The sequence below is a fragment of the Stenotrophomonas sp. SAU14A_NAIMI4_8 genome, from assembly GCF_003086695.1.
Lineage (GTDB): Bacteria > Pseudomonadota > Gammaproteobacteria > Xanthomonadales > Xanthomonadaceae > Stenotrophomonas.
Genome location: NZ_CP025999.1, coordinates 3,576,448 through 3,591,512 on the forward strand (window position 1 = coordinate 3,576,448; position 15,065 = coordinate 3,591,512).

Sequence of the window (15,065 nt, forward strand, 5' to 3'; positions counted from 1 at the left end):
GAGCCCTCTCCGCTGGAGAGGGATCCGCCCCCTGCACTGCGATGATCCGGGGTCAGATCCCTCTCGTACGAGAGGGCTCTGACCCCATCATCAGGACGTGCAGCTCAGCGCGTGGCGACGAACGCGGCGATGGCCGCGCGCAGCCGCTTCAGGCCTTCGGCCACTTCTTCATCGGTGATGTTCAGCGACGGCACGAAGCGCAGCACGTCCGGGCCGGCCTGCAGGGTCAGCAGGCCCTGGTCGGCGGCGTGGTCCAGGATGGCACCGGCCTGGCCGGCGAAATCCTTGTTCAGCACCGCGCCCAGCATCAGGCCACGGCCGCGCACATCGCTGAAGATGTTGAACTCTTCGTTGATGCGGGCGAACCCATCGCGCAGCGCCTTCGACTGGCGGCTGACGTTGGCGGCGATCTCGGCCGACCCCAGCTTGCGCAGCGCCACCCGCGCCACCGCAGCGGCCAGCGGGTTGCCACCGAAGGTGGTGCCGTGGGCGCCGAACTGCATGGTTTCGGCCACCTTCGGGCCGGCCAGCATGGCGCCGATCGGGAAGCCGCCGCCCAGGGCCTTGGCCAGGGTGACCATGTCCGGCACCACATCGTCCTGCCAATGCGCGAACAGGGTACCGGTGCGGCCCATGCCGGCCTGGATCTCGTCCAGCACCAGCAGCGCGTTGTGCTGGTCGCACAGCTCGCGCACGCGCTTGAGGAAACCAGACTTGGCCGGCATCACCCCGCCCTCGCCCTGGATCGGCTCCAGCATCACCGCGGCCACGTCGCCGGCGGCCATCGCGGTTTCCAGCTGCACTTCATCGTTGAAATCGATGTAGCGGAAGCCACCGGGCAGCGGCTCGTAGCCTTCCTGGTACTTCGGCTGGGCGGTGGCGGTCACCGCGCCCAGGGTGCGGCCGTGGAAGCTGCCGCGGAAGGTGATGATGACGCGCTTGTCGGCCGGGCGGCCCTGGCTGGACGCCCACTTGCGCACCATCTTGATCGCCACTTCATTGGCTTCGGCGCCGGAATTGCACAGGAACACGCGCTCGGCGAAGCGGCTGGCCTTCACCAGTTCTTCGGCCAGGTGCAGCGGCGGTGCGCTGTAGAACACGTTGCTGGTGTGCCAGAGCTTGCTGGCCTGTTCCACCAGGGCGGCGGTCAGGTCCGGGTCGTTATGGCCCAGGCCGCACACGGCAATGCCGGCGGCCAGGTCGATGAATTCACGGCCCTGGCTGTCCCACACGCGGGCGCCCTGGCCTCGCTCCAACACCACCTGGCGGGGCTTGTAGACCGGCAGGTAGTAGTGCGAAAGGGAGATCAGCGGATCGGTAGCGGCGGTCATGGCAGTGGGCACGATTCAGGAACCCCCATTCTCGCCCCCCAGCCCCTGCGGCACAATGCACCGATGCGACCGTTTTCCGCCCCCCAACTGAACCCCGCCACCGCGTCCGGCTGGCGCCGCACCTGGTTCGACATCATCTACCGGCACGACACCCGGCCCTCGCGCAACTTCGACCTGATCCTGGTGGTGGCGATCATCGCCAGCATCCTGGTGGTGATGATCGACAGCGTGCAGCACCTGCACGTGGCCTGGGCCGATGGGCTGTACGTGATCGAATGGGTGTTCACCGCCCTGTTCACGATCGAGTACCTATTGCGCCTGGCGGTGGTGAAACGCCCGCTGCGCTATGCGGTCAGCATCTGGGGGATCATCGACCTGCTGTCGATCCTGCCCGCCTATCTGTCGCTGTTCGTGCCCGGCGCGCAGAGCCTGCTGGTGGTGCGTGCGCTGCGCATCCTGCGCGTGTTCCGCATCCTGAAGCTGACCCGCTACATTGAAGAAAGCGGCATCCTGCTGCAGTCGCTGTGGCGCAGCCGGCGCAAGATCCTGCTGTTCCTGTTCACGGTCATCACCATCACCATCATCGCCGGCACCCTGATGTACGTGATCGAAGGCCCTGAGCACGGCTTCAGCAACATCCCGGCCAGCATGTACTGGGCGGTGGTGACCATGGCCACGGTCGGTTTCGGCGACATCGTGCCGCAGACCGTGCTGGGCCGTTTCGTCACCTCGGTGCTGATCCTGATCGGCTACAGCATCATCGCCGTGCCCACCGGCATCTACACCGCCGAACTGGCCAGCAGCATGCGCGAAGCCGAACTGGCCGCGCGCCGCGACGCCCGTGGCTGCCCGCACTGCGGGCTGGAAGGCCATGAACCCGATGCGCGGCATTGCCGCCGTTGCGGCCACGCCATTCCCGATACCTTCAACAGTTGATCGCAGCCGCCGGGCATGGCCCGGCGCTGCCCCTCGTTCTGGTCAGCGCATGCGGTTGCCGGTGGTGACCAGATCGTTGTACGCGTCCATGATGGTCGACTGCGCACCTTCCGGATCAGAGGTGAGCCAACTGCCGGAAGCCTTGCGCTCGGCGGCCAGCGCTTCGGCGGTGATCGGCTTGCCTTCGCTCAGGCGCTCCACCCCGCGCCCGGCGCTGCGCACCAGCTTGTCAGCCGAACGCTGCACATGGCCCCACATCGGGTTGTCCTTGCCCACCCCAGCCGCCTGGATTTCCTTGATCAGGCTCTGGTACTCGGCCAGGCGCGTGCGCAGCGCCGGCAGGTCGGGCGCCTCGGTCTGGAAGGCCAGCGCCAGCTGCTTGCCGTCGCCGACGATGCGCAGGTGGTAGTAGGCCAACGACCGGCCTTCGCTGTCTTCGATCTGCTGCAGCTGCACGGCACGGCGCTCCTGCTCGCTCTTTTCCAGTGCAACATCCAGCGCGTCGCTGGCCTCGAAGAACCCTGCGTAAGCCTGCATCAACGGCCCGTGCTGGGTGCGCAGGCCCTCGCCACCGTCGCGCCGGTACTCCTCGCGGCTGAAGTAGCCATCGGCCTGTTCGACCAGCACGTTCAGCGCCTGGAACGACTGCTGGTAGTCACGCACCAATGCGTCCATCGGCGTGGCCGGGGTCAACGCCAATGCGGCGGTGAGCGGTTGTGCGCAGTACTCCACCCGGTGCGACGGCACCTTGCCCGGCGAACGGGGCTGCTTTTCCTTGCCGGTGGGGCCGGCGGCGGCATCGGCCATCCAGCCGGTGTAGGTCTGGAAGCCCTCGCGCACGGGTGCTTCGACGCCGTTGTAGCAGGCAATGTAGGCATTGATCTTGTCCACGCTCGAATCGGCAACCAGAGCGCCGCCGCCGGGACTGCAGGCAGCAAGACCGATCATCGCGCCAGCCAGCAGCACGGGGACGGAAACACGGGAAACACGCATGGAAACTCCTCAGGCAACACAGAAAAACGAGGCGCCAGCGTGCCCGGTCGCGGGCTGCGCTGCACCTGGATTGCACCCGATTGCTCGCAAACGCGGGCGCTGCGGGGATCACGCATGGAGCTGACGCATTTGGCTGTGCCATATACGTCAACTGGAAACCGATTACTGCCGGTTGCTCTCGTCCACCAGCGTGTTGTAGGTCTGCAGCAGTTTCCCCGGCGAGCCGCTGGGAATGTCCGAGCCCTGTGCCAGCCACTTCTTTTCGATGTCGGTGAAGGGACGTTTGCCGGACACGCGCTCCAGGCGCCACTTCGCATCGCGGCGGAACACTTCCGCCTCATGCTCGAAGCTGTTCCACTGCATGCGCCCCGGCTCCTGTTCGCCAACGGCGGCATGTGCTTCGTCGGAAATGCGGTTGAACGCATCCAGCAACGTCTGTGCCTGGGCGACGTCGAAGCGGTCTTCGGCCATCACGTCGATCAGCGCCTTGGCGTCGCGCATCATCGCCATGCGGTAGTACTCGCGGGTCAGTTCACCGCGCTGCTTCATTGCCTCCAGCGCTGCGTTCTGCTCGGCCATGTTCTGCGCTTCCAGCGCGTTGCTGAACGCCTGGCTGTGTTCGGCGAAGGTCATCAGCGCGGTCATCAGCGGCGCATGCATGTCCTTGCCACGGGCGAAGTCATCGTCCTGGTAGTCCTCGCGCGAATAATAGTCGTGGCCTGCATGGGCCAGCGGCTGCAGCGCATGCAGGCTGTCCAGGTACTGCTGGGCGGCGGCATCCAGCACCGGCAGCGGCGGCTGCGCAGCCCGTGCGCTGGCGATCTTCGTGTCGCAGTTCTTCAGATCGGCGGCGGTCAGGTCCGGCGGGCCGATCGGGCGATCCTCGCGACCGCTGGGGCCGGCCTTCGGGTCGGCCATCCAGCTGGTGTAGTAGTCGATGCCCTGGTGCAGGCCACTGTCCACATCGTTGTAGCAGTCGATATAGGCGTTGAGCTTGGTGGTCATTGCCAGCTCGGCCGCGTCGGCGTCCGATACATCGGCCGACGCGTCCTCGGCATCGGCATGGCCGTTGTGTTCGGCAGGGCCTGCAGCGCCGGGCAACTTGCCGCAGGCGACCAGTGCCAGCGACAGGGCAGCGACCAGCGCCGCAGAGCGCAGTGGCGTTTTCATGCAATCACATCCTTGTTGAAATCGGTTCCAGCCGAACATTCTAGCGACGCGTGGCAGGCGCGATCCTTGACGCCTGCCGCAGATCGGCTGCCGCGGGTCAGTCCAGGAACAGGTCCGGCAGCAGGGCGCGCGATGGATCGACCGCATAGCCGGACAGATCGGTCACGCCCGCTTCGGCCAGCACCTCGTCATCGAGCAGGAAGCGACCGTGGAAACCAGCCGCTTCCCGCACCAGCACCGCATGCGCGGCGTCGGCCATGATCTGCGGCGTGCGGCAGCCGGCCGCATCCACGCCGGGAATCATGTTGATCGCATCGGTGGCGATGACGGTGCGCGGCCACAGCGCATTCACCGCCACGCCCTGCGGGCCGAACTCGGCGGCCAGGCCCAGGGTGACGAAGCTCATGCCCATCTTGGCCAGGGTGTAGCCGGTATGCGGCGCCCACCATTTCGGGTCCAGGCTGGGCGGCGGCGCCAGGGTCAGGATGTGCGGATTGGGCGCCTGCAGCAGGTACGGCAGGCAGGCCTGCGCGCACAGGAAGCTGCCGCGTGCATTGACCTGCTGCATCAGGTCGAAGCGCTTCATCGGCGTGTCCAAGGTGCCGCGCAGCCAGATGGCACTGGCGTTGTTGACCAGGATGTCGATGCCGCCAAAGGTATCCACGGCCGCGGCCACGGCGGCCTGCACCTGGTCTTCTTCGCGGATGTCGCACTTCAGCGCCAGGCCCTGGCCACCGGCGGCGGTGACCGCTTCGGCGGCGCTGTGGATGGTGCCCGGCAGCTTCGGGTTGGGTACCGACGACTTCGCGGCGATGGCCACGTTGGCGCCGTCACGCGCCGCGCGCAGTGCGATGGCCAGGCCGATGCCACGCGAGGCGCCGGTGATGAAAAGGGTTTTGCCCTGCAGACTGCCCACGTTCCACACTCCAGCGTATGCAATGAGCCGCTAGTATGCCGCGCCGACGCGGAGTTCACCGCACGTTGACGATACTGGCGCCCCGGTCAACGCACGAGGTGTACGCCATGCGCCGTTCCCGTCTGCTGCTGCCTGCCCTGGGCCTGGCCCTGCTTGCCGCCTGCCAGGGTCGCCCGCCGGAATCCGGCGCTGCATCGGCCGGCGACGACGCGCCTGCTGCCGCCAAGGCCGCCGATGGGTCGTTGCGCTGGAGCGAAGCGGTGGTGTGGGATGGTGACCTGAATGCCTGCCGCCAGGGCGACACCGCGGCCACCCGCGACTGCCTGGCCAAGGCCATGCGCGATGGCGGGGCCAGTGCCGATGCCGTTGCCGCAGCCGGCCAGCTGTCCAGCGCCGGCGAGCTGGCCTACGTGACCGCCTGGCATGAGCACGATGGCCTGGGCGTGGCCACGGTGGCTTACCCGTTCCGCGCCAATACCAACGAAGGCACGCGCCTGGTCGATGCGTCCGGCAAGCGGATCGATGTGGATGCCGTGCAGCTGGATGATGCGCTGCGTGCCGACCCAGGCGTGCAGGCGGTGCTGCAGGCCAACCCGCAGGCCACCCCGTTCCCGCCGGCACAGGCCGCCGGCACCGCGCCGCTGGACGGCGGCGGCATCCGTCTGCTGTACCGCACGCCACTGCGCGACTGCCATGCCTGCCCCGACGTGGGCCATCTGCAGATCGGCTACGACTTCGACGGGCAGCGCAACTTCATCGGCCAGCAGCTGGTACCTGCCACCCCATGACATCGCCGGGCCGCGACAGGCGGTAGAGTCGAGCTTGCTCGACTGCTGCACCATCCACGCATGGCGTGGTTCTACCGAACCATCCACGCATGGCGTGGATCTACTACTGCATCCACGCATGGCGTGGATCTACCGAACCGCCACGCATGGCGTGGATCTACAGTGACGCCGGGCGTGGCCCGGCGCTACCGGAGTGCGTCGTCAGCGGTACGCCTGCACCTGCCGGCGCAGCAGGTACGGCACGATCAGGCGGTGCACCGGTGCGACCGGCAGCATGTACACACGCCCGAACGCGTTGTGGGTATGCACCACGGTGGCCACTTCCAGCAGATCGCCCTGCCATTGCAGGGCCAGCTGCACGCGCAGGTGGCGGTCGTCGTCTTCCAGCACGATGGCATCGTCATCCAGCGACTGCAGGGTGAAGATGCCCAGGCGCTGGCCCGGCCGCGGGGCTGCGGCGGCCTGCACCGCACGCAGCGAGCCCAGGTCCTTCATGCCCAGCAGGGCCATGCCGCGGTTGCGCAGGGCCATCAGCCCATCGAACCAGGCGGGAATGGTCGCGGCCATGTCGCGGTAGGCCTGCAGGGCCGTGCGCCCGTCGCGCCGGGTGTGCGCCTGGCAGGCATGTACGAAATCGGCGCCGGCCAACTGCCCACCGAGCACGCTGCCTGCACCGGGCACGGTGGTCCGTACACGCGCCGCGCTCACGGCTTGGGCCCCTGCCCCTCGTTGTCTTCCCAATGCAGGATGCGCCGGGTCACAAAGCGATAGACCGGTTTGCCCGTGGCGAACCACAGCTCGCGGACCCACGAGGTGCGCTTCAGTACGCGCTTTTCCACTGGGGTCAGCGACTGGCGGCAGTACATGCGCTTGTGCTTGAGCAGGTGACGCAGGTCCTCGCGGGCCAGCAGGCGCATCCAGCGCGAGCGCGGGTGGCCGATCACCGCCAGCTGGAAGTCGATCAGCGCCGGTCGCCCGTCCTCGGTCACCAGCCAGTTCGCTTCCTTGGCCAGGTCATTGTGCGCCACCCCACGGCGGTGCAGCTGCTGCAGCAGGCGCCGCGCGGCATGGAACCAGGCCACGTCGCCCCGTGGCGGGCGCTGGTACATGGCATCGCCGGCCATGAAGCTGCGGTCCAGGTGGTGGCCGTTCCAGGCCAGCAGCTGCGGCACGTCGGCCATGCCGTGAATGTACTGCAGCGCGCGCGCTTCGCGACGGGCCAACCACCAGGCGGGAAGCCGCAGCCACAGCGGCGTGGCGCGCAGATCGCGGCGTACGAAACGGCCCTGCGGCCCTTCAACCAGCAGGATGCGGCCGAAGCTGTCGGCCTTCAAAGCGTGTGATGGAGCGTCGGGCGTGTACGGCATGCTGCCATTCTAGGCGATGGCGGTGGTTGCAAACGGTCACGAAGCGGCTGGGAACCAGTCACCTTCACGCCTCTATAATCGTGCAATGGACTCTTCATGGATCGACGCCACGCTTGCGTGGATTGCCGCTCACCCCGTACTGGCGGGCGCGGTCATTTTTCTGATCGCCTTCTGCGATGCGGTGATCATCCTGGGCGCGATCGTGCCGGCGCTGCCGTTGCTGTTCGCGGTGGGTGTGTTCATCGGCCTGGGGCAGATCTCAGGACCGTATGCGGTGGCGGCGGCGGCACTGGGTGCCTTCGCCGGTGACGGCATCAGCTATTGGATCGGCCGCCGCTGGGGCGACCGCCTGCGCGGCGTGTGGCCGTTCAGCCGTTACCCACAGTTGCTGGATCGCGGCGAGAACCTGTTCCGCCGCAATGCGTTCAAAAGCATCCTGGTGGCCCGCTACGTCGGCGCGATCCGGCCATTCGTGCCGGCCATCGCCGGCATGATGAACATGCCGGCCAGCCGCTACGTGCAGGCCAGCGGCATCGCCAGCATTTCCTGGGCACTGCTGTTCCTGGCGCCCGGCTGGGTGCTGGGTGAAGCCTATGACGCGGTGGCCGCCGTCGCCGGCCGGCTGGTGGTGGTCATCGGCTTGCTGGTGGTGCTGATGGGCGTGGTCTGGGCGCTGGTGCTGTATGGCTACCGCTGGTCGGCCGCGCGCATGGACCATTGGCTGGCCCGGTTGCTGGACTGGTCCAACCGCCATCCCACCCTGGGCCGCTACACCGTGGGCGTGCTGGACCCCAAGCGCCGCGAATCGGTGCCCTTGGCCATGCTGGCACTGATGCTGCTGGTGCTGGGCTGGGGCTGGTTCGCACTGTTGACGGTGGTGGTGGCGCACGGCGAGCCGCTTGCCGTCGATCTGTGGGTGCACCAGGCCATGCTGGCCCTGCGCAACCCGTTGGCCGACTACCCGATGGCCGCACTGGCTTCATTGGGTGCCTGGCAGGTACTGCTGCCGGCCACCGCCGCCGGCATGGGCTACCTGGTGTGGCGCCGGCGCTGGATGGCCGCCGCGCACTGGCTGGCGGCGCTGGCCTTCGGCCTGGCCCTGACCATGCTGCTGGGCGCCACGGTGGACGTGGTGCGCCCGCTGGATGCCAGCAGTGGCTTCGGCTTCCCGTCAGTGTCGGTCACCATGGCCACCATCACCTTCGGCTTCTTCGCCGTGCTGATCGCACGCGAAATGCCCGGGCGCACGCGCGTGTGGCCTTACCTGGTGTCGGGCATCGTGGTCAGCCTGATCGGCTTTGCCCGCCTGTACCTGGGCGCACACTGGCTGAGCGATGTGATCGGCGGCATGTTGTTCGGCACGTTCTGGCTGCTGGTGCTGGGCATCGCCTACCGCCGCCGCTTCAACCGCTCGTTCTGGGTGAAGCCGGTGGCCTGGCTGTTCTACGGCGTGTTCGCGCTGGCGGCCATGTGGTACGCGCCGCGCAATATTCCGGTGAAGCTGCAGCGCTTTGAACCGGCGCTGCCGGCACCGCTGGCGATGGATCGGCAGGCCTGGTGGCAACAGGGCTGGGCGACACTGCCGGCGCGCCGCAATGAATTCGACGATGACCAGCGCTGGCCGCTGGATGTGCAGGTGGCTGGCCCGCTGGCACCGCTGCAGGCCCAGCTTGAAGCCCGCGGCTGGCGGGTGCAGGCGCAGGCCGGCTGGGAAGAAGCACTGCTGATGCTGGACAAGAACACCGGCGCCGAGCAGCTGCCGGTGCTGCCGGCCACGCTGGATACGCGGGTGGAAGCGCTGTTGATGGTGCGCCAGGGCGCGCGCCCGGAAGAGCGCTACGTGCTGCGCCTGTGGCCGGCGCCGATGCAGCTGCAGCCTGGCGCGGTGCCGCTGTGGCTGGGCAGTGCGCAGACGCTGCGCTATGAACGGCACTTCGAGTGGATCGGCATGTGGCACCCGGTGCGCGGCGTCGATCCGGCGTTCAACGCGGTGAAGGATGCCGTGCAGGGCCTGCCGCAGCGCGAAGACGTGCACAGCGAAACCGGGTTGCCGGTGTTGAGGTTGCAGACGCAGCCGTGATGCATCCGCCGGGCATGGCCCAGCGCTACCGCGGTTCTGCGGGGTAGCGCCGGGCCATGCCCGGCGGCGTAGATCCACGCCATGCGTGGATGGCACGCAGAGCGTGCGCACCAAGGTGCGCACCTACCAAATGCAGGGCTTACGGCATCCGGTAGATCCACGCCTTGCCTGGATGGCAGGCCAAGCGTGCGCACCAAGGTGCGCACCTACCAAACGCAGGGCTTTACGGCATCCGGTAGATCCACGCCATGCGTGGATGGCAGGCCGAGCGTGCGCACCAAGGTGCGCACCTACCAAATGCAAGGTTTTACGGCATCCGGTAGGCCCACGCCATGCGTGGATCGCACGCCGAGCGTGCGCACCAAGTGCGCACCTACCGAACGCAGGGCTTTACGGCATCCGGTAGATCCACGCCATGCGTGGATGGCAGGCCGAGCGTGCGCACCAAGGTGCGCACCTACCAAATGCAGGGCATTACGGCATCCGGTAGATCCACGCCATGCGTGGATGGCACGCAGAGCGTGCGCACCAAGGTGCGCACCTACCAAATGCAGGGCTTTACGGCATCCAGCCCAGCAACTGCTGCAGGCGCTGGTGCGGATCGTCCAGCTGCAGCAGCTGCAGGCGCTGCTGTTCGGCCAGCGGCAGCAGTTCGGCCAGGCGCCAGCCCACCCAGCTGGCCTGGTCCAGCAGCGCCGGCGTGGCCGGTGCATAGGTCTCGCCGGCCTGCTCGATGATGTGCCCCAGCACGGTGGCCAGCAGCGCGTGCTGCGGCCGCAGCTCGTCATCGGGATCCTCGTCGCACCAGCGCACGTCGGCCACCACCAGGCCATTGTCACGCACCCGCGTGCGCTCGACATGGAAGCGGCGGGTGCCACGCAGCCGCAGCTGCAGCACGCCATCGGCGCCCACGTCGAAATCCTCGATGCGCACCTGCACGCCGTAGGCGGCCGGGGTGGCCGGCTCACCCACTTCCTGGCCGTCCAGGATCAGGCACACGCCAAAGCCTTCGCCGCTGCGCCCGCAGTCGCGCACCAGGTCCAGGTAGCGCCGTTCGAACACGCGCAGGCCCAGTACCGCGCCCGGCACCAGCGCGGTGTGCAACGGGAACAGCGGCAGCGCGGTATCGGTGCTCATCGGCCCTGCAGCGCGGCCAGCAGCCGGCGCGGCGCGGCGTCGAAGCCGCCGTTGGACATGAACACCACGTGGTCGCCGCTGCGCACGTCGGCCTGCAGGCGGGCCAGCAGCGCATCGGTATCGGGCACCGCGTGCGCCGTGCCACGCACCGCAGCGATCACCGCGGCGGCGTCCCAGGCCAGTTCCGGGCGGTGCAGGAACACTACTTCGTCGGCCAGCGCCAGCGACGGCGCCAGCGCCTGCGCATGGGCGCCCAGCCGCATCGAATTGCTGCGCGGCTCCATGGCCACCACGATGCGTGCATCGCCGACCTTGGCGCGCAGGCCTTCCAGGGTGGTGGCGATCGCGGTCGGGTGGTGGGCGAAGTCGTCGTAGATGGTGATGCCGTCGTGGCTGCCGATCACTTCCATGCGGCGCTTGACGCTGCTGAAGCGCGCCAGGGCCGGAATGACCTCGGCCGGGGCCACGCCCACGGCATGCGCGGCGGCCAGCGCGGCCAGCCCGTTGAGCACGTTGTGGCGGCCCAGCAGTGACCACTGCACATCGCCCAGCGGCTGGCCGCGGTGGTGCACGCGGAAGGCGCTGCCATCGGCGGCCAGCAGTTCGGCATGCCATTCCAGCGACGGTTCGAAGCCGAAGCGCTCGACCGGGGTCCAGCAGCCCATCGCCAGCACTTCGGCCAGGTAGCGGTCCTCGCCGTTCACGATCAGGCGACCGCGCGCGGGCACGGTGCGCACCAGATGGTGGAACTGGCGCTGGATCGCGGCCACGTCGGGGAAGATGTCGGCGTGGTCGTACTCAAGGTTGTTGAGGATCGCCACCAGCGGCCGGTAATGCACGAACTTGCTGCGCTTGTCGAAGAAGGCGGTGTCGTACTCGTCGGCCTCGACCACGAACTCGCGGCCCTGGCCTACCCGCGCCGATACACCGAAATCCTCGGCCACGCCCCCGATCAGGAAGCCCGGCGCGCGACCGGCGCTTTCCAGCAGCCAGGTGAGGATGGTGGTGGTGGTGGTCTTGCCGTGGGTGCCGGCCACGGCCAGGGTGTCACGGCCCGGCAGCACCTGTTCGGCCAGCCACTGCGCGCCGGAGATGTAGCGCTGGCCCCGGTCCAGCACCGCTTCCACGGCCGGGTTGCCACGCGACAGGGCGTTGCCGACCACGACCTGGTCGGTGCCCGCGGGCACGCTGTCGGCCCGGTAGCCCTGGTCCAGGGTGATGCCCAGCTGTTCCAGCTGGGTGGACATGGGCGGGTAGATGGCCTGGTCGCTGCCGCTGACCGCATGGCCCAGTTCCCGCGCCAGCGCGGCCACGCCGCCCATGAAGGTGCCGGCGATTGCAAGGATATGTACGTTGCTCATGAGCGGGGATTGTGACCGATCACGGCTGTATCGGGCCATTGTCAGCATCAGGGTCAGACAAGTCCTACATCCACTATGAGAAAAGTCCAATCGTCTGTCGGGGAATTCCTGATAGCGATGTTATGTGAACCCGTACACAATTCAGAACGCCAGCCGCAGTACCCGAACCGGTCCTACTCCCCAAGAGGCCATCCCCAAGGGAGCTCATGCTGCGGGGCCTTGAGCAAGCCTTCCGCTGGCGCCTATGAAACGACACAGGCCTGATCCGCAAGGATCAGGCCTGTGTTTTTGTACCCGAAGGAGCCGGCGGCATGGCCGGCCCGACGGATTCAGTGCTGGATCGCTGCCAGGATGCGGGCTTCGATCTCGTCCAGCTCGCCCACGCCATCGACGCGGGCCAGGGTGCCACGGCCGGCGTAGAAGTCGACCACCGGGGCGGTCTGGTCGTTGTAGACCTGCAGGCGCTGGCGCACCGATTCGGGGTTGTCGTCGGCACGGCCCTGCTCCTGGGCACGGCCGGCAATGCGCTCGACCAGCAGCTCGGTGGCCACGTCCAGCTGCACCACCGCATCCAGCGGCTTGCCGATCTTGGCCAGCAGGCCGTCCATCGCGTTGGCCTGGGCCACGTTGCGCGGGTAGCCGTCCAGGATGAAGCCCTTGGCGACATCGGCCTGGGTCAGGCGCGATTCGAGCATGCCCAGCAGGATGTCGTCCGACACCAGGTTGCCGGCATCCATCACCGCCTTGGCCTGCTTGCCCAGTTCCGAGCCCGCGGCGATTTCAGCGCGCAGCATGTCACCGGTCGAAATGTGGGCGATGCCCAGCTTTTCCTTCAGGCGCGTCGCCTGCGTCCCCTTGCCCGAACCGGGCGGTCCCAACAGAACCAATCGCATTGACCTGACTCCAACGTGTTGAAAACAAAGAAGGTTCGCGCACCGGACGGGCCGGTATCGCTGCACCGCAATAGCGCCACTTTACCGCATCCGGGTAATGTCCCTGCAATGTCCCCTCGTACCAGCAGGTAGAAGCATGCGCAACGGCACCCTCCTCTACGCCCAGTCTGGCGGTGTCACCGCCGTCATCAACGCCTCGGCGGCGGCGGTGATCGAGCAGGCCCGGGCCAAGGGCATCAAGGTCCTGGCGGCGCGCAACGGCATCCTCGGTGCCCTGCGCGAAGAGCTGATCGACACCAGCAAGGAAAGTGCCGCGGCCATCCGCGCGCTGGCCCATACCCCGGGCGGCGCCTTCGGCTCGTGCCGCTTCAAGCTGAAATCCCTCGACGCCGACCGCGCCCGCTATGACCGCCTGCTGGAGGTGCTGCGCGCCCACGATGTGCGCTGGTTCCTGTACAACGGCGGCAACGATTCGGCCGACACCGCGCTGAAGGTTTCGCAGCTGGCCAAGGCGTCGGGCTATGACCTGACCTGCATCGGCGTGCCCAAGACCATCGACAACGATCTGGCGGTGACTGATACCTGCCCCGGCTTCGGTTCGGCGGCCAAGTACACCGCCGTGTCGGTGCGCGAGGCGGCGCTGGACGTGGCGGCCATGGCCGAGACCTCCACCCGGGTGTTCATCTACGAGGCGATGGGCCGCCATGCCGGCTGGCTGGCCGCCGCTGCCGGCCTGGCCGGCAATGGCGAGGACGAAGCCCCGCACATCATCCTGCTGCCCGAGCGCGCCTACGACGAGGCCGCGTTCCTGGCCAAGGTGAAGGCGGTGGTGGAACGGGTGGGCTACTGCGTGGTGGTGGCCTCCGAAGGCATCGCCACCGCCGACGGCCGCTTCGTGGCCGATGCCGGCGGCAGCAAGGATTCGTTCGGGCATTCACAGCTGGGCGGCGTGGCCGCGCACCTGGCGGGCCGGGTGAAGGACCAGCTGGGCCTGAAGGTGCACTGGGCACTGCCCGACTACCTGCAGCGTTCGGCCCGCCACCTGGCCAGCAAGACCGACTGGGAACAGGCGCAGGCGGTGGGCAAGGCGGCCGTGCAGCTGGCGCTGAAGGGCCAGAACGGGGTGATGCCGGTGATCGTGCGCAGCAGCGATGCGCCGTACCGCTGGAAGATCGAAGCAGCGCCGCTGTCGAAGATCGCCAACCATGAAAAGAAGATGCCGGCCGGCTTCATCCGCCGCGATGGCTTCGGCATCACCGCCAAGGCGCGCGCTTACCTGTCGCCGCTGATCAAGGGCGAAGCGCCGCTGCCCTATGGCAGCGATGGCCTGCCCAAGTACGTAACGCTGAAGAACGTGGCGGTGAAGAAGAAGCTGCCCGCGTTCGAAGGCTAGAAACCCGTACCGAACCGGGGTCGGATCCCGTTGCCTGCAACGGGCTCTGACCCCGCGGTCTACGGGCAGGCCTTGCCTTCCATCTGCAGCTGCGCGGCGAACATCGTCACCTGCGGAATCTTGCCGGCGGCCGCCTGCTTCTTTGCCTCTTCCAGATAGATGCGCGACTGGCCCTGGCCATCCAGCGCCTGGGTGTTGTTCACCGGCAGACGCCACACCCGCACCACGGCCTGCTGCGCCGGGCAGGCGGCATTGGGCACGCGGATCACATCATTGAGCTTCCAGCCCTTGTCCGCACTGGGTTGGGCCTTGGCGTAATCGACGAAGCGCGCGCGCGGCTGGCATTGCTCGCTGGTGCGCACCGCGGCGAAGCGGTACGGCTCGGCCGCCTGCCCGGTGAAGGCGCCTTCCAGCCGCGCACAGGCTTCGGGAATCTGCCGCAGCGTGTGCGTGGCGCCCACGGCCTGCGGTGCACCCACGGCGCGCTGCAGTTCCGGGGTTTCGGCCGCCAGCGCCGGCAATGCAGGGGCCAGCACGGCGATCATCAACAGGGGAAGGCGCATGGAAGTTCTCCTACGGGACTGTGCGCAGGCTTGCAGAGCGTGGCTTAACGGGGTGCAAAGGGCGGCGGCCTGCGGGTCACAACGCGCGCCGCTGCGCTCGCCGGGCATGGCCCGGCGCTACCATCCGGGCGCAGAGG

The 15,065-nt window shown here is 67.9% G+C and carries 14 protein-coding genes; 4 read left to right on the forward strand and 10 right to left on the reverse strand.

What is annotated here, in order from left to right:
- Nucleotides 1-104: 104 nt before the first annotated feature.
- Nucleotides 105-1,331 (reverse strand): acetylornithine transaminase, encoded by a 1,227-nt coding sequence (locus C1930_RS16255; RefSeq protein ID WP_108772195.1) that lies wholly within the window; start codon nt 1,329-1,331, stop codon nt 105-107.
- Between the two features lie 63 nt (nt 1,332-1,394).
- Between C1930_RS16255 and C1930_RS16260 the strand changes: the two genes are divergently transcribed.
- Nucleotides 1,395-2,267: an ion transporter gene (locus tag C1930_RS16260; protein WP_108757076.1), complete on the forward strand. Its 873-nt coding sequence runs from the start codon at nt 1,395-1,397 to the stop codon at nt 2,265-2,267.
- Between the two features lie 42 nt (nt 2,268-2,309).
- Here the strand turns inward: C1930_RS16260 and C1930_RS16265 are convergent, their stop codons facing one another.
- The 3 genes from C1930_RS16265 to C1930_RS16275 all read right to left on the reverse strand — a co-directional run bounded on the left by C1930_RS16265 (nt 2,310) and on the right by C1930_RS16275 (nt 5,346).
- Entirely contained in the window at nt 2,310-3,260 is a 951-nt protein-coding gene (locus C1930_RS16265; protein ID WP_108772196.1) for a YiiG family protein, read from the reverse strand.
- A 162-nt stretch (nt 3,261-3,422) separates the two neighbouring features.
- Entirely contained in the window at nt 3,423-4,430 is a 1,008-nt protein-coding gene (locus tag C1930_RS16270) for a YiiG family protein (protein WP_108772197.1), read from the reverse strand.
- A gap of 97 nt (nt 4,431-4,527) precedes the next feature.
- Entirely contained in the window at nt 4,528-5,346 is an 819-nt protein-coding gene (locus C1930_RS16275; RefSeq protein ID WP_108763472.1) for an NAD(P)-dependent oxidoreductase, read from the reverse strand.
- 107 nt (nt 5,347-5,453) lie between these two features.
- Here C1930_RS16275 and C1930_RS16280 point away from each other — a divergent pair, with 107 nt between their 5' ends.
- On the forward strand, nt 5,454-6,134 hold the full coding sequence (locus tag C1930_RS16280) for a hypothetical protein (protein ID WP_108772198.1): 681 nt from the start codon (nt 5,454-5,456) through the stop codon (nt 6,132-6,134).
- A gap of 201 nt (nt 6,135-6,335) precedes the next feature.
- Here the strand turns inward: C1930_RS16280 and C1930_RS16285 are convergent, their stop codons facing one another.
- Both C1930_RS16285 and C1930_RS16290 read right to left on the reverse strand, forming a co-directional pair.
- On the reverse strand, nt 6,336-6,842 hold the full coding sequence (locus C1930_RS16285; protein WP_108757079.1) for a DUF2867 domain-containing protein: 507 nt from the start codon (nt 6,840-6,842) through the stop codon (nt 6,336-6,338).
- Nucleotides 6,839-7,501 carry a serine/threonine-protein kinase gene (locus C1930_RS16290; protein ID WP_108757080.1) on the reverse strand — a complete coding sequence of 221 codons (663 nt, stop codon included), beginning with the start codon at nt 7,499-7,501 and terminating at the stop codon, nt 6,839-6,841. Before C1930_RS16290 ends, C1930_RS16285 begins: the two co-directional genes overlap by 4 nt.
- 85 nt (nt 7,502-7,586) lie before the next feature.
- Between C1930_RS16290 and C1930_RS16295 the strand changes: the two genes are divergently transcribed.
- Nucleotides 7,587-9,581: a bifunctional DedA family/phosphatase PAP2 family protein gene (locus C1930_RS16295; RefSeq protein WP_108757081.1), complete on the forward strand. Its 1,995-nt coding sequence runs from the start codon at nt 7,587-7,589 to the stop codon at nt 9,579-9,581.
- Nucleotides 9,582-10,139: 558 nt separating this feature from the next.
- On the opposite strand, the gene C1930_RS16300 is transcribed toward C1930_RS16295, so the two are convergent.
- The 3 genes from C1930_RS16300 to C1930_RS16310 all read right to left on the reverse strand — a co-directional run bounded on the left by C1930_RS16300 (nt 10,140) and on the right by C1930_RS16310 (nt 12,972).
- Nucleotides 10,140-10,718 carry an LON peptidase substrate-binding domain-containing protein gene (locus C1930_RS16300; RefSeq protein ID WP_108772199.1) on the reverse strand — a complete coding sequence of 193 codons (579 nt, stop codon included), beginning with the start codon at nt 10,716-10,718 and terminating at the stop codon, nt 10,140-10,142.
- Complete coding sequence (gene mpl / locus C1930_RS16305; RefSeq protein ID WP_108757083.1) at nt 10,715-12,079, reverse strand: UDP-N-acetylmuramate:L-alanyl-gamma-D-glutamyl-meso-diaminopimelate ligase; 1,365 nt, start codon at nt 12,077-12,079, stop codon at nt 10,715-10,717. The genes C1930_RS16300 and mpl overlap by 4 nt, the downstream gene beginning before the upstream one ends.
- Nucleotides 12,080-12,408: 329 nt before the next feature.
- Complete coding sequence (locus tag C1930_RS16310; RefSeq protein ID WP_108750628.1) at nt 12,409-12,972, reverse strand: adenylate kinase; 564 nt, start codon at nt 12,970-12,972, stop codon at nt 12,409-12,411.
- Between the two features lie 136 nt (nt 12,973-13,108).
- On the opposite strand from C1930_RS16310, the gene C1930_RS16315 reads away from it, so the two are divergent.
- Nucleotides 13,109-14,365: a 6-phosphofructokinase gene (locus C1930_RS16315; protein ID WP_108757084.1), complete on the forward strand. Its 1,257-nt coding sequence runs from the start codon at nt 13,109-13,111 to the stop codon at nt 14,363-14,365.
- A 59-nt stretch (nt 14,366-14,424) separates the two neighbouring features.
- Here C1930_RS16315 and C1930_RS16320 read toward each other — a convergent pair whose 3' ends face one another.
- On the reverse strand, nt 14,425-14,928 hold the full coding sequence (locus C1930_RS16320) for a hypothetical protein (protein ID WP_108750626.1): 504 nt from the start codon (nt 14,926-14,928) through the stop codon (nt 14,425-14,427).
- Between the last annotated feature and the right edge of the window lie 137 nt (nt 14,929-15,065).